Below are 20,451 nucleotides of genomic sequence, written 5' to 3'. Positions count from 1 at the left end.
CCTCTTTGGAGTAGCCTCTCTATTTTGGAGGATGGGGTGGGACTTATGCTATAATAGAAACAATTTTAGGATAAAGGAGATTACTTGCATTCATGTATCCGCCGCGTTCACGTACCCGAAAAAACAACAAGCCAAGCAACAAGCGCCGGCGCAGAACGGTTTGGGCATGGATTAACGTAAGTCTGCTTCTCATGATTGCTGCTCTGTTGACTTATGCTTTTCTTGGCGATCCAGATCCAAGCGGTGATCCACCGCCGGCTGCTGCAATATTTAGTTCTCCATCACCGGAGCAGGGGGATGCGGAGCCCGAACCTACTATTTCGGCTCAGCCTACACCCGAACCTTCGCCGGCTGCGGAGTCTTCATCTGAACCTTCTGCAGAGACGACTCCAAAGACGACTCCAGTTCCTACGGAACCTGGCCCATCCCTTGCTCCTGAAGCAAGCTCTGCACCGGAAAGCACATACGATCCCGTAGATAAAGGCTCCACCAGGAATTCCAGTAGCAGCCAGATTTCGGGCCTTCCAGAGAATGCTGGGAAGACCGTGAAGCTGAGTTTTGCGGGAGATGTCATTTTTTCAGGTAAAGCGGGTGAAATCCTGCAACAAAAAGGCTACGATTATTCGTATGCTGACCTGGATGGCATGTTCAAGAAGGATGATCTGAGCATTCTTAATCTGGAGACGCCAATCACCACCGGAGGGGTAGGCGCAGCCAACAAGCAGTTTGTATTCAAGGGAGAGCCCAGGGCGCTTGATTCTTTGAAGGCTGCCGGTGTAGATGCGGTGAATCTGGCGAACAACCATACCCTTGATCAGGGTGAGGAAGGCCTGCTGGATACACTTAATCATTTGAACAAACGTGGCATCCCGTATGTAGGAGGCGGAGCGAACGCAGCCGAAGCATATAGCGCCAAGTATTTTGAACGAAATGGCATTCGTATCGCTCTGCTTGGTTTCACACGTGTATTGCCTGCAATGGAGTGGCAGGCGCAGGCTGGCAAACCTGGAGTAGCTTCAGTGTATGACAGTGCGGAAGCACTGAAGGTTATCGCTGGCGCCCGCAAGAAAGCTGATCTTGTCATTGTAATGGTACATTGGGGCAAAGAACGGATGGAACAATATGATTCGGTCCAGCAAGCGCTTGGGCGCAGCTTCATTGATGCAGGCGCAGATCTGGTCATGGGCGGGCATCCGCATGTGCTGCAGGGGATTGAGCCCTACAAAGGCAAATGGATCGCTTACAGCACCGGCAACTTTATTTTCACACGTTCGCTGACCCGAGCCACCTGGGATACCGCTGTGTTTCAGGCAGAGTGCAGCGCACAGGGGCAGTGTTCAATGAAGCTCAGTCCGATGAGTGCGGAGCTGGCAAAACCCGTGCCCATGAATGAAGTGGACGGCCAACTGCTGCTGCACAAAGTGCAGTCCCTGTCTTCCGGTCTTGTGAAGATCGGTAATGACGGGAATGTAGTTCAGGTTGTCAAGTAGGGGCAGATATTGACCATACTTCTGCCGGAGGTGCTTATGATGAATAATTTGTGTGTGGCCCATCGCGGGTTTTCGGGTAAAGCACCGGAGAATACCCTTGCTGCCATAAGAATGGCCATTGCCCTTCCTTATGTACAATGGATGGAGATTGATGTTCAACTCACGAAGGACGGTGTCCCCGTAGTTATCCATGACTTCTCGCTTGACCGCACCACCAACGGCCATGGCAAAGTCAAGAATATGGATTATGAACATGTCCGGCGCCTCGATGCTGGGAGCTGGAAGGGCAGGGCTTTTCGCGGAGAACGCGTTCCCTCCCTGGAAGAGGTGCTGCAGTTAGCTTGTGGAAGGTTACGGTTGAACATTGAGCTGAAGACAAGCGGGGATATGTATCCCGGGCTGGAAAAAGCGGTGATTGAGCTTGTCAACACACACGGCATGCGTGATGAGGTGGTACTGACCTCATTCGACGCCGGTGCGCTACAGCGGATTAGGGAGCTGGACCCGCGTTACCGCACGGGATTGATCTACGACGCAAGGTCTGGCGACCCGGCGAGGAAGCTCAAGGAGCTCGACTGTTCTTTTCTGTCCATTAGCTTTGACCGGCTGAATCCGAACCTGGCCAAGCTGCTCGCTGAGCGCGGGGTGCGGGTCATGGCCTGGACGGTGAATAAGGCCAAAGAGATGCGCCGCCTGGCCGAAATGCATTCAGAGATTATGATCTGTACGAACCGTCCGGATATTTGGGGCGATACGTTTCTGTAAGTTTAGCTTATGCTTATAATTGACAGGGAAGAGAGCTGAAGCATACATGTGCGCTGATGTTAACAATATCTATTGTGTGGGACGAAACTACAAGCAACACGCGGAGGAGCTGGGCAACAAGGTACCGGTGGAGCCGCTGATTTTCCTTAAGCCTTCACATGCGGCGGTTCCCCTCGACAAAGCCATTATCCAGCTTCCAAAAGATGCCGGACTGATTCATTACGAAGGTGAGATTGTTCTGCGGATCGCAAGGGATTATGTACCTGGCATGAGCGTACAGGAGCTGGTGGATGTGATGGCTCTGGGTCTGGATTTCACCCTGCGCGATGTACACAACGATCTGCAAAAGAAAGGTCTGCCCTGGACGCCTGCCAAAGGCTTCAAGAACGCTGCACCGTTGACTCCCTATATTGCGTTTCCGGATACGGAAGAGCTGGAAGCAACGGATTACACCGTTCGCAAGAACGGGGTGGAGGTCCAGCGCGGGAACGTCAAGAACATGATTTTTTCACTGCAAAAAATTGTGGAATTCATTGCAGCTCGTTACGGGTTGGGCAAAGATGATATTATTTTTACCGGTACTCCGGCTGGTGTTGGCCCTGTGGCTTCAGGCGATTCGTTCGAGCTGTTGTGGGGCGATCGCTTAATGGGCACCTGCCTGATCGGTTAGCCTATGCCTGCGGGACTTGAAGTGTTACAATGGGCAATCGGCTTCTGCGGCGCTCTGCTGGTGGCCGGAGCGGCTTATTATAAGCAGTCGCTCAGCTTATCCGGGATGCTGGCGGCGGTTGCTATGGGGACGATCTATTTCGGGGCAGGGAATGCCTTTTGGTTTGGGATTTTGCTGTTGTTCTTCATCTCTTCCACCCTGCTCTCGAAGCTCCACCATGAGAATAAGGCAGAGTTGGAAGCTACCTATGACAAAACAGGGCGCCGGGATGCTGGCCAGGTCTTCGCCAACGGCGGGCTTGGCATGCTGCTGGTGCTCTTGAACGCCATCTATCCCTTGGAGCTATGGGGATATTTGTTCATCGGCGTCATGGCGACTGTAACCTCGGACACATGGGCGACGGAGATTGGCACCCTCGCCAGGAAGCCGCCCCGCTCTGTGCTGACGGGGCGTATTCTGCCGCCCGGCACCTCTGGCGGTGTCTCGCTGCCGGGAACCCTGGCCGCCGCTGCAGGCGGCGCCCTGATCGGCGCTGCCTCCTGGCTGCTGAGGGCAGCCTCCGGCATGCCGGGACACTCAGTCCTGCTGCTTACGCTGGCAGGACTTCTTGGGGGCCTCGTCGGAGCCTTCGCCGACTCGGTTCTAGGGGCCACGGTGCAGCGTATGAACCGCTGCACCGTATGCGGCCGCGAGGTAGAAGCCTCGCGGCATTGCGGCCAGCCCACGGTCTATGCCCGTGGCTGGCGATGGATGGATAATGACGCAGTCAATGCCGTCAGCTCCATTCTGGGTGGCGTTGCCGCTCTGTTGATCGGTGGTCTATAACACCAGGCGGCAAGAGGTACATGCTTTTCATATCATGAATACACCAATATCCGTAATATTGAAGGGGGTGAACCGGTGAGCAGCGCGTCCATTCACAAACATACAGCCATTCTGGATGCCGCTTACGAGCTCTTCGGTTCAGGCGGCTTCTACGAAACGAAGATGTCGGAAGTGGCAGAGCGTGCAGGGATTGCCAAGGGCACGGTCTATTTATATTTCAAAAATAAAGAGGATTTGTTCATGGCGGTCACCCGGCGGGACTGTGAAGGATTTCTTCAGCAGCTCGAAGTTAAGCTCCAGGCCTGCAGCAGCTTGACCGCGAAGCTGTCCGTTATTGCAGAGCATCACTTATTTTACTATTATGAACGCAAGCAGCATACGAAGCTTTTCTTTCGGGCGCCGAACAACAACCCTGAGCTGGTAGCCTACATGGCGCGTTTTATGGAAGAGTATATGCAGGCAGTAGTGAAGGTGCTGCTGGAAGGCGGGGCCTATGAGCCGGAGCTGATGGCGAAGTCGTACATCGGTATGCTGGACCGGCTGAAGATGGATATCCTGTTTGATCCTTCCTTCTCGGAAGAGGATGCGAACCAACGAACGAGGTTTGTAGCCAGTCTCTTTATCGAAGGTGCAGTTGCTAACATGAATGCATCACTTGGAGATTTACCGGCAGGGCAGTAAGTTGTACAGATCCGGTTTAAAATATTAGGCAAGCGAGGACAGAGCATGAATATTATGACCGTGGAACATCTTTCCAAGAGTTATGGGGAAAAAACATTGTTCCGGGATGCATCGTTTGGAATGGATGACAGAGACAAGATTGGCGTCATCGGTGTGAATGGTACAGGGAAATCTACCTTTCTAAAAATCATTGCGGGTCTGGATACAGCAGATGCCGGACAAATTTCCATTGGAAATTCGGTGCGGGTACAGTACCTGGCACAGAATCCGCCGTATGAGCCGGACAACACCGTGTTGCAGCAGGTTTTTGCCGGGGATGAGCCGGAGCTTGCTACCATGCGGGAGTATATGGAGACATTGTCTCTTCTGGATAAAAACCCGGGCGACGCTGCCCTGGAGAGCCGGCTGGTACAGATTGGACAGGCGATAGACGCTGCCGGCGCGTGGCAGCTGGAGAGTGAAGCCAAAACCGTGCTCACCAAGCTCGGCATTACACAGTTTGATGCGCGGATGGAGACGTTATCCGGCGGACAGCGCAAGCGGGTTGCGCTTGCAGCGGCCCTGATTACCCCTTCTGAGCTGCTAATCCTGGATGAGCCTACGAACCATATTGATACAGACTCAGTAGCCTGGCTGGAGCAATATCTGCAGAAACGGCGCGGCGCACTATTGATGGTAACCCATGACCGCTATTTCCTTGAGCGGGTGGCAAGTGTCATGCTGGAGCTGGACGGCGGACAGCTGTACCGGTATGAAGCGAATTATTCGCGGTTCCTGGAGCTGAAGGCCGAACGCGAGGAGCGTGAGGCGTCCATGGAGCAGAAGCGCAAGAATCTGCTGCGTACCGAGCTGGCTTGGATTCGCCGTGGCGCCAAGGCCCGTTCGACGAAGCAAAAGGCCAGAATTGACCGTTATGAGAAACTGAAGGATAGTCAAGGGGCGGCTGCAACGGGTGCACTCGACATTTCCGTGGCCTCAACACGTCTGGGCCGCAAAATTATTGAGATGAAAGATCTAACCAAGTCCCTGGATGGACGGACACTGATTAAGGATCTGACCTATATCGCGGTACCTCAGGACCGGGTAGGCATTGTAGGTCCGAACGGAAGCGGCAAATCCACCTTGCTCAATCTGATTGCCGGCAAGCTGCAGCCGGACAGCGGAGAGGTTCAGCTTGGTGCAACCGTCAAGCTGGGGTATTTCACCCAGGAGCATCAGGATATGGATGACACCATGCGGGCCATAGAATATGTAAAGGAAGAAGCGGAGATCATCCGTACAGCGGACGGGAGTGTAATTACTGCCGGACAGATGCTGGAACGGTTCCTTTTTCCACCGGCTATGCAGTGGACGCCGATTGCCAAGCTCTCCGGAGGAGAGAAGAGACGTCTCTATCTGCTGCGAGTCCTGATGGGAGCGCCCAACGTATTACTGCTGGACGAACCGACCAACGATCTGGACATCGGCACACTTGCCGTACTGGAGGATTATCTGGACGAATTCCCGGGCGTAGTGTTTACAGTATCCCATGACCGGTATTTCCTGGACCGCACAGTGGATAAGCTGATTGCTTTTGAGAATGGAAGCATTCGTCTGCATGTAGGCGATTATAGTGAATACGAGGAATGGCTCGCGAAGAATGTCCCTGCTGATGGAGTAGAAGAGAGTTCAGGCAAGCGCGGCTCTGCTCCGGAACAAGGACAGGCAACCCCAACGACATCTCCTTCCAGAGAAAAGCTGAAATTCACTTTCAAGGAACAGCGTGAATATGAAGGAATTGACGAGGCCATTGAGCAGGCAGAACAGCATCTGGCCGACATTAGTGTACAGATGGAAGCAGCCTTTGCGGATTCAGGCAAGCTTCAGGAGCTGGTCGAGAAGCAGCGGCAGGCAGAAGCCGAGCTGGAGCGTCTGATGGAGCGCTGGACGTATCTGAATGAGCTGGCAGAGAAGATTGCCGGTAAAGTGTAGGAGGCGGGTATCCTTTAATCCTTGGATATCAAGCGTCATTTTCGCATCATCCTAGTGACGGCTACCTGCTATTACGCTTGATGACTCACCACATTTGTGACATTAGCACAGCATTCAGAGCTCCTGCCCTGAATGCTGTGTTTTCGTATAACGTAACGGCTTTACAGCGCAAAGAGGAGGCAGAAGAGATTGACACATTCGATTGAAGACGCAGTGTCCCTTCGCACCGCCGGGAAGGCTGAAGAGGCAAGAGAATTGCTTCTTGCCTTGCTGAGTGGAGATGAAGAGAATGCAGAGCTGCACTATCAGCTGGCCTGGACCCATGATGTACTGGGCCTGGAACGGAAGGCTGTGCCTTACTATGAGCGCAGTCTGTCACTGGGCCTGGCCCAGGAGCAGCGTATGGGTGCTCTTCTGGGACTAGGCAGCACCTACCGGACCCTGGGTGAGTATACCCGGTCCAAGGAAGTGCTGGAGCAGGGGCTGCACGAGTATCCGGAGCAGAAGGAATTTGCGGTTTTTCTGGCCATGGCACTGCACAATCTGGGTGATCATAGTGAAGCGATGAAGTTGACGCTGACATTGCTCGCGGAGACTTCTTCCGATAAAGGGATCGGGAGTTACCGCCAGGCTATTCTGTACTATTCGGACAAGCTGGATCAGGTGTGGGAATAAGAATTCAGAATTGCAAGCAGGCAGATTTCCGGATTCGGAAACCTGCCTGCTTATTTTATTGCTATATATTTTCTTCCGGGGCTCATATTAAGGCTATGGAAGATAAGGTCTTGGAAATTAATGTAGATTCGCCTTTTCATCCGGCGAACCCTCCGGCAGGTTATTTGCCGCCTACCAGGGCAACCATCTGCACGACCGGCCGCGAGTCGCCGGTCAGCACAGCCTCTTCGGCGTTCATCTGCGAGGAACCGTCGCCGTCGAGGAAGATCCCTTCCCGCCCTTCACCGGGGACGGTCTCCAGAATGGCTGTACGGAATTCCTCTGCCGTACAGCGTGATGGTGTAACGATCAGCCACAGCTTTCCGTCCTCATCGTAGACCAGCCCCGAGCGCATCCGCTGCTCGTCAGCATAGGGCAGATGCTCTGTGGCGGCCGCGGCCTGCCACAGCTCATCATGCTGCAGGTTCATGCTGATCCCGCCCTGCGCCCAGTAATGCCCGCGGTCCGTGACGGACAGGTCATCTCCTGAGGAGACGACCTGAACCGACATCGAACCGCTCGCGCCGTCCCATACCAGCGTTCCACGCGCATATTTGGCGTTGAACCAGCCCGAGCCATACGCCCTTTGAACGCCGTTCACCGGCCGGTCGTCCATGATCGCGACCGACAGCAGGTCGCTACCGTAGAAGAAGCCGCCGTTAATCCCGTAGGCGGCAACCGGGCGCAGCGGTGAAACCACGCTGCGCAGCACAATGTCAGCTGGTGCCGCTGACATCATATACAGCTGCACCTTGCCGGAGCTGTCCGCCTGCAGGTAGCTGTAAGCGTGAGGGAGGCCGTGGAAGGCCTCCCTCGGATGCGGCTTCGTCAGCAGCACGATAGCCGCCATAACAGCAACAGCCGCCGTCAGAAGAACGGCGGCTGTCAGCCACGGCCTGCGCTGCGCGGCCCGCCGCAGGCCAGCAAGTGCAACCTCAGTTCGCGCCCACATATGCTGCGAGAAGCTTGGCTGTGTTCAGCACAGCCTGCTTGTGCGTGCGCTCCATGGAGTGGGAGGCATGTACGCCTGGGCCGATCAACGCAGCCCGGATATTGTTCCCGCCACGCAGGGCGGCGGAAGCATCAGAGCCGTACTGCGGGTAGATATCGACCGCGAATGGAATAGCCAATTGATTCGCAAGTTCAATCAGCCGGCCGGTCATGGCATAATCATAGGGTCCGGAGGAATCCTTGGCGCAGATGGAGACATCCGTCTCTTTACAGCTTAGATCATCACCCATGCAACCCATATCGACCGCGATGATCTCGCTGATCTCACCCGGAATCCAGGCTGCGCCGTGACCAACTTCTTCGTAATTGGAGATTAGCAGGGAGAGGTTATGCAGCGGTTTCCAGCCTTCGCGTCGGATACTCTCCAGCAGTCCCAGCAGAGCGGCAACGCTAGCTTTGTCATCCAGATGGCGTGATTTGATATAGCCGCTAGGTGTGATAACTGCCCGGGCATCGAAGGAGATGAAGTCACCTACAGCAATACCTAGCTTTAGGACTTCGTCCTTGGTGGAGACCATTTCATCAATCCGGATCTCCATATTTTCCTCAGAACGCTTGAAGTCACGCGCATCCGCATAGACATGGACAGAAGGATGGCTGCTCAGGATGGTGCCGGTATAAGTGAGGCCAGTGCGGGTATGAATGACGCAATATTCATTTTCGATGCTATTCATGGTAAAACCGCCGACAGAGGTTAGACGCAGCGTGCCGTTCGGTTTGATAGAGCGGACCATGGCTCCAAGCGTGTCCACATGGGCGCTGATGCCGATGGTGCGGGCTGGATCAAGGCCGGGAACGGTTAGGATTAAGCCGCCTTTTTCGTTCCAGCTCATCGACACACCCAGTGCTGCCGCTTCCTCAGCTACAAGGTTCATGACTGTAGTTGTATAGCCGCTGGGACTAGGGGTATCGAGCAGTTTTTTAAGAACGGTTAGAATGTATTCTTCATTAGGTTGAATGGTAATCAAGGTAAATGTCCTCCTGTTATTAGATTGAAACTGCAATTCACCTCATAGCTGCGGCGTACTGTTTGTAGAGAAGCTGTCCTGATTCAGTGCTACCGCATCCAAGGAATGATCCGCATCCCGGAGCTTGTTCAGCTCAGCTGTAAGACCTTTGATCTGTTTCTGGAGCTTGTATTGACGGAAGATGCCGTAGGAGCCGACAATAACCCCGCCGATCAGGGCACAGCCCAGAATGACCAGGATCAGTGGGATACGGACAACGTCAAAATAGAAATTGACCTCAACCGGATCTACATTGATGACTGCGAACACGGCTGTAATCAGAGCGAAGATCAGTCCTAAAATAAGTGACCATTGCAATCGCATGTAACTTCCTCCTCTAAGCATGGATGACAAGATAAATCCCCTGCCCGCAGAGGGCAAGGGATTACAGTAATACTAAGCGGTATGCCTTATTTGGTCAACTGTTCCATCTGTTCAATTACACTTTCGAAGACGCTCATCGCTTCACGGATGGGTGCAGGAGAGGACATGTCAACGCCTGCCTTGGAGAGAATGTTGATCGAATAATCACTGCCGCCGCTCTTCAGGAAGCCGAGATATTTATCTACCGCCGGTTTGCCTTCTTCCAGAATCTGCTTCGCAAAGCTGGTAGCCGCCGAGAAGCCGGTAGCATATTTGTACACATAGAAGCTGTTGTAGAAATGCGGAATCCGGGCCCATTCCATCTCGATCTCTTTATCAACCACCATATCCTTGCCATAGTACTTGACGTTAAGGTCATAGTAGATTTCCGACAGATCCTGTGGCGTCAGCGATTCGCCTTCTTCGGCGCGCTGGTGAATGATTTTCTCGAATTCAGCGAACATCGTCTGCCGGAATACAGTCGTGCGGAACTGGTCGGCATAGTAAGTGAGCAGGTACATTTTTTCCTTCGGATCGGTAGACTTCTTGAGCAGATAGTCCATCAGCAGTGCTTCGTTGGTTGTAGAAGCCACTTCTGCGAGGAAAATTGTATACTGTGCATCCCGGTATTTGAGTGTGTTGTCCGAATAGTAGGAATGCAGGGCGTGGCCCATTTCATGAGCCAGTGTGAACATGCTGTTCAGGTTATCATTATGGTTCAGCAGCACATAAGGATGGGTACCATAAGCTCCCCAGCTGTATGCGCCGGTGCGTTTGTTTTCATTTTCGTAGACATCAATCCAGCCCTTGTCGTAGCCTTCCTGCAGCACACCCAGATAATCCTCGCCGAGGGGCTTCAATCCTTCTTTGGTAATCTTCTTGGCTTCTTCAAAGGTAATATCCAGCTTGTATTCGTCTACCAGCGGTGCGAACAGGTCATACATATGTAGCTCGTCGACACCCATTAGCTTCTGGCGCAGCTTCATATAACGATGCATCAGCGGCAGGCTCTCATGAATGGTATCGATCAGATTCGTGTAGACCTCCTTGGGGATGTTATCGCCATAGAGGGACATTTCTAGAACAGAAGGGTACTTGCGCACACGTGAGTAAAAGACATTTTTGTTGACGTTTGCGCTCAGTGTGGAAGCAATTGTATTTTTTTGTTTGCCATACGTCTCATAGACTGCTTTAAAAGCATTCTTGCGAACCTCGCGGTCCGGACTTTCGAGGAACTGAATGTAGCTGCCATGCGTCAGTTCAACTTCCTTGCCTTCCTCATTCTTGATCTTCGGGAACTTCAAGTCCGCATTGTTCAGCATGCTGAATACCGTCTGCGGCGCTTGGGCAAGGGTGCCTACCTGGGCGAGTAGAGCTTCCTCCGCTTTGGAGAGAACATGCGCTTTCTCGCGTTTCATTTCTGTCAATGTGAAAGTGTAGTCTGAGAGTGAAGGGTCAGCAATGAACTGGTCCAGCGTCTCATTCGGCAGTGCAAGGATTTCCGGTGTGACAAAAGAAAGAGCTTCCCCGGCTTCTACTCCAAGCTTCTTGGCTTTCTGGGAGAGGGCCTGGTAGGTTGGGGCGGCCGTATCCTCATCCTGGCGCATATGCGCGTAAACATAGAGGCGTTCGGTGAGCAGGGACAGTTTGTCGTCGAGCTCAAAGCATTGTTTGAGTGCTCCGGGAGAGTCAAGCTTGCCCTGGAAATCGGCAGCGCTGCTAATCAGCTCCTTGGCCTCTTTATATTCTGCATCCCATTGCTCCTGTGAAGCAAATATATCCTCAAGCTTCCAGCGGTTTTCGGCGGGCACTTCACTTCTCTTCAATAATTGTTCCATAGAAATCCTCCTCGGATGATGGGATGATATAGGCATATTCTTCTGTAGTACCGCGTTTGATACGGGATTACCCGGCAGCAGGCTTAAGGCAAGCAGTAGCGGAAGGGTCTTGGCGGAAAAGGACATAACGGAAGCCTCCTTAACACTTAAGGTTGACTTAGTATGCCCTGCCAAATCCTGATTATTAATGATCTGTTCCAGATGCTATGCTAGCAAGCTATAGATAATGAAGATAAAAGCCATGGCAATCAGAATGACCGCAGTCAGGGCCATACCGCGCTTGAGGCGCGGCGGCACTTTTTCCTTACCCATGACCAGCACTGCTCCCAGACAGAGAACAACAATGATGAAGATGACTAAATTCTCGTTATCCATCTCCGGCTATACCTGTTTGAAAGCTGCGATGATATTCTTGTACTCTTCTTCATTATCTTTGTAAGATTCTTTGTTGAAACGGTTGTTGACCCATTGCATCATAGCTGGACGGCTCATAAAAGTATGTGTTTCTTCTCCCCATTGATCAGAAATTTCACGGAGAACAATATAGCGCCCCTGAACCTCTACTGTCATCATATTCCACTTGTCTGTTTTGTATATTTCATGTTTTTTGATCATTATCATTACCACCCTGGCGATTTTTGGCTTTTGGCTCAATGATAACGCACGCAGGAAGTGAAAAGCAAATATTATCACTTTAGAAGGGAAATGATGGATTGATTCGCAGGTATAGTTGGGGTATAATGTAAGCATACGTCATATATGGCGGTATTTTTAGGAGGTTGTTCATTTGAAAGGTACAGTAAAATGGTTTAACGCAGAAAAAGGCTATGGTTTTCTTCAAGTAGAAGGCGGCGAAGATGTATTCGTTCACTTCTCAGCAATTCAAGGTGACGGATTCAAGACTTTGGATGAAGGTCAAGCGGTAGAGTTCGATATTACTGATGGTAACCGTGGTCCCCAAGCAGCTAACGTAGTTAAATTATAATAAACGGCCAGACAGTTTAATCTGTCAGTCACAACATATATTTTTTGGAATGGCAACACTTGCGAGAGTGGTAACCAGAACTTACAAAGCACACAGTTCTTTCGGGAACTGTGTTTTTTTATTTTCGCCTTTTTATCCACCAAGGGCTGCACTATATAAGAAGTGCAGCCCTTGGATAGAACTAATTACTTTTACGGCGGGAATAACGATGAATACTGAAACCAGTGTCCAGAAGGTGTTTGGATAAAAAACCAACGAAGGCCAGCAGCGAGAAGCTCATGGCCACCACATAGAATACCGTACGTCCGGCATCCTCGTAGATTAATCCGCCAAATGTTCCGCTGAGCAGACCGGCTGCGCTTGACCATACAACAGTGAAGATGGCCATGCCCGTTGCACGGAGATGATCGGGAATTATGCGCGTAATATACCGCACAGCCGTCACGTAATATATGCCGAAGGAGATGCTGTGCATAGCCTGTATAGCTATCACCGCACCGGGCTCATTCGCAAGGGACATGAACAGGAACCGGGCGGCAAACATCAGGCTGGCAAATGCGAGCAGGGGTAACTCCTTGAATTTATCACCATATTTACTCAGGACGAAGAATACCGGGATTTCACTCAGTGCTGAAGCCAGCAGCGACCATCCGATAATCTCATCTCCGGCATTCATGGCTTTGAGGCTGAGCGTTAAGAACGCTTCATTCATCCGGTAACCGATCGCAAGCACGAATACGCTGCCGAAGAACCATAACACTTCCTTTTGCAGCAAAATCTGTTTCAGGCCTCCGCGCTTAAGCGGTTCTGCCGGGGAACCGGCTGTATCAGCCTTGTTGTCTATTTCGGTCCGTTTGACATCCTTCAGTCCAAAGGTAATGAGTAGTGCAATAACTACAATTACAATACAGACCGCTATGCTGTACGATGATCCCAAAGCCCTTAGTACATAACCAATCGTCAGTGCGAAGAAGGAGTATCCAAGTGACCCGAATACCCGGATCGTAATGAAATTGCGCCCGTGGCGCTGGGCAATTTTGATTGCCATTGTATCGGCAAGCGGGAATAACGGGTAATAGAAGAAATAGAAAAGGGACAAAATAAGCATTACGGTCCCAAAATCATTAGTTCTTGCCAGCAGCAGCGCAGTTACCAATTGGCCCGCCAATAGAATGGCCATGATTTTTTTGACCGTGCCCATACGGTCGCTCATCATGCTCCAGAACAGGTTGGATAAAATGGAGATCAGCGGCCCGATAGAATACAGGATTCCAATCTGCGGGCTGCTGAACCCAATGTGAGTATAGAATAAGGGGAAATAAGAGACAACCAGCACACTGGTGCCGTAGAGCGTGAACATAAAGGATCGCAGCCAGTTTTGGTCACTGTACTGGCCTCCGGTCCGTTCTGATAACATGATTTGCACTCCTTCGGATATGTAATATGGCCTCATAATCCATACTTTTGTGTTGAACGCGTTCTACTATAGCATAAAGCTAACGCTGGATGTCCGCTGTAACAGGAGATTTCTGAATCTTTCATGGTTTTGCGAAAGTGATTTTGTTGTTTGTACAAATACGCTCTGCATATTATAATAATGATGATTTGGATAAGGAGACAACAATGTGGAGGCACTGTCATTGAATGAATTTGAGCAAGGCCGTTACCTTAGCCCTCGTGGCCCCATAGGGCTGATGAGCAGGGTCTACAAGTACGTGCTGCCGGAAGTGGCGGAATGTCTCCATTTCTGGCGCCAGGATGCAGAAGGGATTCCCGATCCCGAGCTACGGAAGCAAGCGCTTGCCAGCATTGAGACCAAAGAGTTTCACTGCCAGGGTGGCGGAATATATGCCGCCGGCAATTTGTCGATGAGACATATACTGATTCCGCTTATTGTTGCTTATCAGACGATCAGTGATTATTTGGACAACCTGTGTGACCGCAGTACTTCTCTTGATCCCGCCGACTTCAGGCTGCTGCATCAATCCATGCTGGACGCCATTAACCCCAAGGCTGAGCTTGGTAATTACTATGCACTTCGCAGTGAGCAGAACGACGGAGGATATCTTCACAGGCTCGTCCGTAAATGCCAGGAGATGACGTCCCTGTTGCCAGGCTATGCTGCGGCAGCTGAAGAAGTACATGGTCTGGCTGTGCTGTATACGGATTTGCAGGTTTATAAGCACATTCGCCCCGATCTCAGGGAGGCTGCCCTGAAGGAATGGTGGGAGGTGGAAGGAAAACGGGCTCCGCATTTGCAGTGGAATGAATTTGCGGCAGCAACAGGCTCTACCTTGGGTGTGTTTATGTTGTTTCTGGCTTCGTGCGATCCCAAGCTGAGCACATCAGCAGCGGCTTCGATCCGGGCAGCGTACTTTCCACATTTATGCGGTTTGCACATTCTGCTGGATTACCTGATTGATCAGGATGAAGACCGGGCTGGCGGGGATCTCAACTTCTGCAATTATTATGACAATACCGATACCATGCTGAACCGGATCGCCTCCATTGTGGAGTGGGCCCGCAGGGATGTCCGGAATCTACCCGAGACCTCAATGCATCGTATGGTCATCGAAGGCTTGCTGGCACTTTATTTATCCGATCCGAAAGTTAGCGAACAGCGGGAGGTTCGCTCGGTATCCAGGCGTCTGATGAGAAGAAGTCCTCTGACAAGATTATTCTTCTTCGTGAACAGCCGCTGGATACGCAGACATATGTATTAGAGGCTGTGGGGCGTAATTCTGTTCAAGAACGGGCTCCGCACAATTTTAAGGAGGAACTAACAGGATGGCAAACGTAAAAAAAATCGCAGTATTAACCAGTGGTGGAGATTCCCAGGGCATGAATGCCGCGGTTCGCGCAGTAGTGCGCAGCGCAATCTACTATGGCATTGAAGTGTTCGGAATTCAGCGTGGATATCAGGGGTTGCTAAACCGCGACATTTTCCCTATGGATCTGCGCAGTGTCGGTGATATCATCCAGCGTGGAGGCACTATTCTCCAATCGGCCCGCTGTCTCGAGTTTGTGACTCCTGAAGGACAGCAAAAGGGTGCTGATATTCTGAATGAGATGGGAATCGACGGATTGGTCGTTGTCGGCGGAGACGGCTCTTATAAGGGAGCTAACAAACTCAGCAAGCTTGGTATTAATACCATGGCTCTGCCTGGTACCATCGATAACGATATCTCGTTCACTGACTACACTATTGGCTTTGATACTGCGGTAGGTGTTGTAGTTGATGCCATCAATAAGCTCCGTGACACGATGTCCTCGCATGAGCGTTCATCCATCGTGGAAGTTATGGGCCGCCACTGCGGAGACATTGCGCTTCACGCCGGCCTTGCTTCCGGAGCCGAGACGATTCTGGTGCCTGAAATGCCTTATGATCTTAACGAGGTAGCTGACCGGATGCGCGATAACTTTGCCCGTGGCAAACGCCACAGTATCGTAATTGTCGCTGAAGGGGTAGGCAAGGGTGAAGATGTGGCTCAAGCGCTGAAAGACCGTCACGCCTCCCTGGACGCTCGCGTTACCGTTCTTGGACATATTCAGCGTGGAGGTACTCCCACTCCAGGAGACCGGAATCTGGCCAGCCGTTTGGGTGACTTTGCTGTGCGGTCCTTGCTCGAAGGTCACTCTGACAAAGCTTGCGGTATTATCAAAGGTGAGCTGACACTTACTGACATTGATCTGGTGGTTAATACCAAAAAAGACTTTGATGTTGAGCTTTACGAGCTGGCTTCCCGCCTTTCTCAATAAAATAAAAATTGTGCTTCGATACGACCGCCATGAATGGCGGTCTTTTTTTCTTGACTACATACCCCCTACTGTATAAAATATACCCTATAGGGTATAAACAAGGGGGCAAAATAAGAATGAGCAAGAGAATTGTAATTGTTGGCGGTGTGGCGGGTGGTGCTTCAGCAGCTGCACGTCTGCGGAGATTAAATGAACTTGATGAGATTATCCTGGTGGAGCGTGGAGAGCATGTTTCTTTTGCCAATTGCGGCCTCCCTTATTACATTGGAGAAACCATAGACTCCCGGGAGAAGTTGTTTCTGCAGACTCCGAAGGGGATACAGCAAAGATTTAATATAGATGTAAGGACATTTACTGAGGTTACAGCTATTGATCGTGAGAGCAAGCAAGTTGTTTCCCGTAATGTAATTACAGGTGAAGTTGTTCAAATTCCTTACGATATTGTAATTCTGTCTCCGGGTGCAAGACCGATTGTTCCCCCAATTCCGGGGATTACCAGTGCGGGTAATCTGTTCACGCTGAGAAACATTCCGGATACAGACCGGATCAAGGCATATGTCGATCATCAGCATCCGAAGCATGCAACGGTCATTGGTGCGGGATTTATCGGACTGGAAATGGCGGAGAATCTGCGGGAGCGCGGGCTTGAAGTGACGGTTATTGACCGGGGAACTCAGATACTGAACCCGCTCGATCCCGAAATGGCAAGACCGGTAGAAGAACACATGCGCCTGAACGGAGTGGAATTCAGGTTGAATGAAGGTGTGGAGGCGATTACGGAGGGAGGCCGATCCCTACAGCTCGCATCCGGATTAACGCTGGCTACAGATATGATTATTTTGGCCATTGGAGTTACACCGGAGAATGAGCTGGCTAGAAATAGTGGACTGGAACTGGGAGTCCGGGGAGCTGTGAAAGTTAACACTACACTGCAGACAAGCGACCCAGCGATCTACGCAGTCGGAGATGTTATTGAAGTGAGGGATAAGGTTCAAGGATTCGAAACGATGGTATCACTGGCTTGGGGGGCTAACCGTCAGGGCCGTCTTGCCGCAGATCATATCAATGGCCGGTCCATTGCTTATGAAGGTGCACTGGGCACAGCGATTATCAAAACCTTTGGCTTAACCTCAGCCCTTACCGGGAACAACGAGAAAACACTGAAATCTCTAGGTGTACCCTATGAGGCCATCCACATTCATCCGAATTCACATGCAGGTTATTATCCTGATGCAGCCCCTATTGCTATTAAGCTGCTGTTCAACCCGCACACAGGAGAAATATATGGTGCTCAGGCAGTAGGAAGCGATGGTGCCGACAAACGGATAGATGTGATTGCCACCGCCATCCGTGGGAATCTCAAGGCAGACGAACTGGCGGATATAGAGCTGGCCTACGCGCCACCGTATTCTTCGGCGAAAGACCCTGTCAATATGGCCGGTTATGTTGCTTCTAATGTTATGGATGGTATGGTGAAGAACCTTCAATGGCACGAGGTGGATGATTTCTCCCGGACAGGAGGACTTATTATCGACGTCAGAGATGAGGTGGAGCGTTTTGCCGGATTTATCCCCGGGTCCATCAACATCCCGCTTCCCGAGCTGAGAACCCGCCTGGCGGAAATTCCTTCAGATATTAAGATTGCGGTATCCTGTCAAGTCGGTCTTAGAGGTTACATTGCTGCCAGGATGCTGATGCAGCACGGATTCGACGTGAAGAATGTTGACGGCGGATATAAAACCTACGCTGTTATGGTCAGGGAAGGCAGTGACGATCTACAAGGAGATAAGATGGCAACTGAGACAGTTATTACAGTGCCTGAATTTACGGATCAAGCAAATTCCGTTATCGCTGAACAGCGAATTATGCTGGATGCTTGCGGATTGCAGTGTCCCGGCCCTATACTCAAAGTATACGAGACAGTGAAGTCCATGAAAGAAGGACAGCTGCTTGAAATTGTTGCAACTGATTTCGGCTTTGGCCCGGATATCCGGCAGTGGTGTCTCAAGACGCAGAATACACTGGAATCCCTGGATGTCTCAAAGGGTAAGGTTCAGGCCATTGTGCGCAAAGGAATACAGAAGCCAGAAGGGACAGCGGCTTCCTTGCCTACTCCTGTGGAGAAGGAAGGAACGACTATGGTTGTGTTCAGCGGCGATCTGGACAAGGCGATTGCTTCCTTTATTATTGCCTCAGGTGCAGCTGCAATGGGCAAGCAAGTTACCATGTTTTTCACCTTTTGGGGATTGAATCTGCTACGCCGAGAGCAGGCTCCGGCGGTTCAGAAAAAGGGACTCGACAAGATGTTTGGCATGATGATGCCCCAAGGTACCCGCAAATTATCCTTGTCCAAAATGAATATGGGGGGATTGGGTGCAAAATTGATCCGGCACACCATGAAACGAAAAAATGTGGACTCTCTTGAACAGCTGATGTCGGGTGCAATCCATGCGGGTGTAAAGCTAATGGCATGTACAATGAGTATGGATATTATGGGAATCAAGCAGGAGGAATTAATAGCAGGCGTGGAATTTGGCGGTGTCGCCAGTTATTTAGGGGCTGCTGAGGATTCGGGTGTCAATTTGTTCATCTAAAGGAAGTGTTACTAATGGAATACGATAAAGCGATCAAGAATAGACTCAAACGGATTGAAGGACAAGTGCGGGGCGTGTTAAGTATGCTTGAAGAAGGACAAGACTGCAGGGAGATTGTTATTCAGTTGACGGCAATAAGAACCGCAGTGGACCGTACGGCAGGTGCCGTCATTGGGGCCAATCTGGAGCATTGTATCCAGGAGGAACTGGAGCAAGGGAATTCTCCCAATCAAGTCATTCAGGATGCGGTAGAGCTTATCGTGAAAAGCCGCTAACAAAAAGAACAGCTGCGGGAGTATATCCGCGCTGTTCTTTTATTATATCCGGGCAGTTTTTGCGTGGGTCTGTCCGTACTTGCGCTGTATTTTGACAAGACGGGACAGCAGGAGGATAGCCCCTATGGCAAGCCCGGTGATCAGTCCGATCCAATAACCGTACGCACCTAAGTGTGTATAGGTTGCTAACAGATACCCGGTGGGTAGGCCGATTACCCAATAGGCGATAAAACAGATAATAAATGCCGGGTTCACATCCTTGTAGCCCCGAAGAACCCCCTGTGTAGGAGTGGCAATGGCATCAGATATCTGAAAGAAAATGGCGTAAATTAAAAAATGCTGGATGAGTGAAATCACCTCTGGCTCATCTGAGTACAAGCAGGCAACATGATTGCCTGCGAACAGCAGCACGAGAGCTGTAACCATAGAGAGAATAGCGGCAGTCCCGATGCCCATTATTCCGTATTGACGGGCATCCTTCAATCTGCCGGACCCGCTCTCGAAGCCAACGAGGATCGTAAGGCTCATGCAAATGCTCAGCGGAATCATATACAGTGTGGAAGCGAAATTAATGGCCGCTTGGTGGGCGGCAATGGTCACGGTATCGAATCTGCTCATTAGAAGGGTTACAGCAGAGAAGACAGCCGTCTCAAAGAAAATGGAGAAGCCAATAGGCACGCCGATCTTAAGCAGCTCTTTGAAGCTCCGCCGGGACATGGAGTAGAAGCTCCGGAATAATCGCAGGCCTCGGAAGGGCTCGGTCCGGTAGACGAAGAGCAGGGAGATAGCGAAGATCACCCAATAGGTTATGGCTGAGGCGACCCCTGCACCCACACCTCCAAGACGAGGGAATCCGAATTTCCCGAAGATTAAGAGATAGTTGAGGCCTACATTGACCGGCAGTGCAATCAGTGTGATGAACATAGAGACCCGTGTCTGACCGAGAGCATCAATACAGCTGCGTATAACGGTGTATCCAAACAGCGGAATGATTCCTACCGAGATGGCGCAGAGGAAACGGAAAGCGATATCTCGCACCTGTGGTTCCAGATTCATAAAGTCAAGTATTGGTGAAAGGGCGAAGGCGCCGAGTATCAGAACCAGCAGCGATATGAGCAGCGACAGCCACATGCCTTGAGTAACCTGATAAGCCACATCCTTATCTTTTTTGCTTCCAATCAAATGAGAAACTATGGGGGTAATCCCCATGAGGATGCCGCTGAGCCCGGTTTGAATAGGAATCCACAAGCTTGTTCCTATGGCAACACCAGCCAAGTCATTCGTACCATATTTGCCGGACATATTCGTATCGAAAAAAGTAATGGCGGATAAGGCGACCTGTGTAATAAGGATAGGGAATAAAATATAGAGGAATTGTCTAGCTTTTTGCTTTAATGAATTTGTTGGGATCATTGTACTTAAGCCTCATCATTCTTTATTAAATATCGGGACGGATCCCAGTAAAATGACCCCACAATGTGGGGTCTTTAATGGATGCATGTT

Annotated in this window: 20 protein-coding genes; 12 read left to right on the top strand and 8 right to left on the bottom strand. The window is 51.0% G+C overall.

Annotated features, from left to right (window positions below; all coding sequences use genetic code 11):
* The first annotated feature begins 92 nt into the window (after positions 1-92).
* From ACAN54_RS10650 to ACAN54_RS10620, 7 genes are all read left to right on the top strand, one after another.
* The gene (locus ACAN54_RS10650) at positions 93-1,490 is read left to right on the top strand and encodes a CapA family protein (RefSeq protein ID WP_379153809.1); all 1,398 of its coding nucleotides are present in this window, start codon (positions 93-95) and stop codon (positions 1,488-1,490) included.
* A gap of 39 nt (positions 1,491-1,529) precedes the next feature.
* The gene (locus ACAN54_RS10645; RefSeq protein WP_379153807.1) at positions 1,530-2,255 is read left to right on the top strand and encodes a glycerophosphodiester phosphodiesterase; all 726 of its coding nucleotides are present in this window, start codon (positions 1,530-1,532) and stop codon (positions 2,253-2,255) included.
* A 46-nt stretch (positions 2,256-2,301) separates the two neighbouring features.
* On the top strand, positions 2,302-2,925 hold the full coding sequence (locus tag ACAN54_RS10640) for a fumarylacetoacetate hydrolase family protein (protein ID WP_379153805.1): 624 nt from the start codon (positions 2,302-2,304) through the stop codon (positions 2,923-2,925).
* Positions 2,926-2,928: 3 nt separating this feature from the next.
* A complete protein-coding gene (locus tag ACAN54_RS10635; protein ID WP_379153803.1) occupies positions 2,929-3,750 on the top strand; it encodes a DUF92 domain-containing protein in 822 nt (273 codons plus the stop codon).
* Positions 3,751-3,825: 75 nt separating this feature from the next.
* Positions 3,826-4,431 carry a TetR/AcrR family transcriptional regulator gene (locus ACAN54_RS10630; RefSeq protein WP_379153801.1) on the top strand — a complete coding sequence of 202 codons (606 nt, stop codon included), beginning with the start codon at positions 3,826-3,828 and terminating at the stop codon, positions 4,429-4,431.
* 45 nt (positions 4,432-4,476) lie between these two features.
* Entirely contained in the window at positions 4,477-6,402 is a 1,926-nt protein-coding gene (locus ACAN54_RS10625) for an ABC-F family ATP-binding cassette domain-containing protein (RefSeq protein WP_379153799.1), read from the top strand.
* A gap of 189 nt (positions 6,403-6,591) precedes the next feature.
* A complete protein-coding gene (locus ACAN54_RS10620; RefSeq protein WP_379153797.1) occupies positions 6,592-7,077 on the top strand; it encodes a tetratricopeptide repeat protein in 486 nt (161 codons plus the stop codon).
* 160 nt (positions 7,078-7,237) lie between these two features.
* On the opposite strand, the gene ACAN54_RS10615 is transcribed toward ACAN54_RS10620, so the two are convergent.
* The 6 genes from ACAN54_RS10615 to ACAN54_RS10590 form a co-directional block, all read right to left on the bottom strand.
* Complete coding sequence (locus tag ACAN54_RS10615; protein ID WP_379153795.1) at positions 7,238-7,966, bottom strand: hypothetical protein; 729 nt, start codon at positions 7,964-7,966, stop codon at positions 7,238-7,240.
* 85 nt (positions 7,967-8,051) lie between these two features.
* Positions 8,052-9,092, bottom strand: a complete 1,041-nt coding sequence (locus tag ACAN54_RS10610; protein ID WP_379154215.1) for a M42 family metallopeptidase — start codon at positions 9,090-9,092, stop codon at positions 8,052-8,054.
* A 45-nt stretch (positions 9,093-9,137) separates the two neighbouring features.
* On the bottom strand, positions 9,138-9,458 hold the full coding sequence (locus tag ACAN54_RS10605; protein ID WP_379153793.1) for a LapA family protein: 321 nt from the start codon (positions 9,456-9,458) through the stop codon (positions 9,138-9,140).
* 86 nt (positions 9,459-9,544) lie between these two features.
* Complete coding sequence (gene pepF, locus ACAN54_RS10600) at positions 9,545-11,335, bottom strand: oligoendopeptidase F (protein ID WP_379153791.1); 1,791 nt, start codon at positions 11,333-11,335, stop codon at positions 9,545-9,547.
* A 204-nt stretch (positions 11,336-11,539) separates the two neighbouring features.
* A complete protein-coding gene (locus ACAN54_RS10595) occupies positions 11,540-11,710 on the bottom strand; it encodes a hypothetical protein (protein WP_379153789.1) in 171 nt (56 codons plus the stop codon).
* A 6-nt stretch (positions 11,711-11,716) separates the two neighbouring features.
* Positions 11,717-11,950, bottom strand: coding sequence for a hypothetical protein (locus ACAN54_RS10590; protein WP_074086091.1), 234 nt, complete (start codon positions 11,948-11,950; stop codon positions 11,717-11,719).
* Between the two features lie 172 nt (positions 11,951-12,122).
* Here ACAN54_RS10590 and ACAN54_RS10585 point away from each other — a divergent pair, with 172 nt between their 5' ends.
* Entirely contained in the window at positions 12,123-12,320 is a 198-nt protein-coding gene (locus ACAN54_RS10585; protein ID WP_019911834.1) for a cold shock domain-containing protein, read from the top strand.
* Between the two features lie 181 nt (positions 12,321-12,501).
* On the opposite strand, the gene ACAN54_RS10580 is transcribed toward ACAN54_RS10585, so the two are convergent.
* Complete coding sequence (locus ACAN54_RS10580) at positions 12,502-13,737, bottom strand: MFS transporter (RefSeq protein WP_379153787.1); 1,236 nt, start codon at positions 13,735-13,737, stop codon at positions 12,502-12,504.
* A 223-nt stretch (positions 13,738-13,960) separates the two neighbouring features.
* Here ACAN54_RS10580 and ACAN54_RS10575 point away from each other — a divergent pair, with 223 nt between their 5' ends.
* From ACAN54_RS10575 to ACAN54_RS10560, 4 genes are all read left to right on the top strand, one after another.
* Entirely contained in the window at positions 13,961-15,043 is a 1,083-nt protein-coding gene (locus ACAN54_RS10575; protein ID WP_379154213.1) for a tetraprenyl-beta-curcumene synthase family protein, read from the top strand.
* 64 nt (positions 15,044-15,107) lie between these two features.
* Positions 15,108-16,079, top strand: coding sequence for a 6-phosphofructokinase (gene pfkA, locus ACAN54_RS10570; RefSeq protein WP_379153785.1), 972 nt, complete (start codon positions 15,108-15,110; stop codon positions 16,077-16,079).
* A gap of 116 nt (positions 16,080-16,195) precedes the next feature.
* On the top strand, positions 16,196-18,673 hold the full coding sequence (locus tag ACAN54_RS10565; protein WP_379153783.1) for a CoA-disulfide reductase: 2,478 nt from the start codon (positions 16,196-16,198) through the stop codon (positions 18,671-18,673).
* A 14-nt stretch (positions 18,674-18,687) separates the two neighbouring features.
* The gene (locus ACAN54_RS10560) at positions 18,688-18,948 is read left to right on the top strand and encodes a metal-sensitive transcriptional regulator (RefSeq protein ID WP_379153781.1); all 261 of its coding nucleotides are present in this window, start codon (positions 18,688-18,690) and stop codon (positions 18,946-18,948) included.
* A 42-nt stretch (positions 18,949-18,990) separates the two neighbouring features.
* Here the strand turns inward: ACAN54_RS10560 and ACAN54_RS10555 are convergent, their stop codons facing one another.
* Positions 18,991-20,361: an MATE family efflux transporter gene (locus tag ACAN54_RS10555; RefSeq protein WP_379153779.1), complete on the bottom strand. Its 1,371-nt coding sequence runs from the start codon at positions 20,359-20,361 to the stop codon at positions 18,991-18,993.
* Positions 20,362-20,451 lie beyond the last annotated feature (90 nt).

The sequence above is a fragment of the Paenibacillus diazotrophicus genome, from assembly GCF_042610465.1.
Note: the sequence above shows the minus strand (reverse complement) of the source record. Positions and strands in the feature narration are given on the sequence as shown.

Excerpts from the sequence above, each read along its gene's own strand:
- ACAN54_RS10650 (WP_379153809.1), top strand. The coding sequence starts at position 93 with ATGTATCCGCCGCGTTCACGTACCCGAAAAAACAACAAGCCAAGCAAC.
- ACAN54_RS10645 (WP_379153807.1), top strand. The coding sequence starts at position 1,530 with ATGAATAATTTGTGTGTGGCCCATCGCGGGTTTTCGGGTAAAGCACCG.
- ACAN54_RS10640 (WP_379153805.1), top strand. The coding sequence starts at position 2,302 with ATGTGCGCTGATGTTAACAATATCTATTGTGTGGGACGAAACTACAAG.
- ACAN54_RS10635 (WP_379153803.1), top strand. The coding sequence starts at position 2,929 with ATGCCTGCGGGACTTGAAGTGTTACAATGGGCAATCGGCTTCTGCGGC.
- ACAN54_RS10625 (WP_379153799.1), top strand. The coding sequence starts at position 4,477 with ATGAATATTATGACCGTGGAACATCTTTCCAAGAGTTATGGGGAAAAA.
- ACAN54_RS10615 (WP_379153795.1), bottom strand. The coding sequence starts at position 7,966 with ATGGCGGCTATCGTGCTGCTGACGAAGCCGCATCCGAGGGAGGCCTTC.
- ACAN54_RS10605 (WP_379153793.1), bottom strand. The coding sequence starts at position 9,458 with ATGCGATTGCAATGGTCACTTATTTTAGGACTGATCTTCGCTCTGATT.
- pepF (WP_379153791.1), bottom strand. The coding sequence starts at position 11,335 with ATGGAACAATTATTGAAGAGAAGTGAAGTGCCCGCCGAAAACCGCTGG.
- ACAN54_RS10595 (WP_379153789.1), bottom strand. The coding sequence starts at position 11,710 with ATGGATAACGAGAATTTAGTCATCTTCATCATTGTTGTTCTCTGTCTG.
- ACAN54_RS10590 (WP_074086091.1), bottom strand. The coding sequence starts at position 11,950 with ATGATCAAAAAACATGAAATATACAAAACAGACAAGTGGAATATGATG.
- ACAN54_RS10580 (WP_379153787.1), bottom strand. The coding sequence starts at position 13,737 with ATGTTATCAGAACGGACCGGAGGCCAGTACAGTGACCAAAACTGGCTG.
- pfkA (WP_379153785.1), top strand. The coding sequence starts at position 15,108 with ATGGCAAACGTAAAAAAAATCGCAGTATTAACCAGTGGTGGAGATTCC.
- ACAN54_RS10565 (WP_379153783.1), top strand. The coding sequence starts at position 16,196 with ATGAGCAAGAGAATTGTAATTGTTGGCGGTGTGGCGGGTGGTGCTTCA.
- ACAN54_RS10560 (WP_379153781.1), top strand. The coding sequence starts at position 18,688 with ATGGAATACGATAAAGCGATCAAGAATAGACTCAAACGGATTGAAGGA.
- ACAN54_RS10555 (WP_379153779.1), bottom strand. The coding sequence starts at position 20,361 with ATGATCCCAACAAATTCATTAAAGCAAAAAGCTAGACAATTCCTCTAT.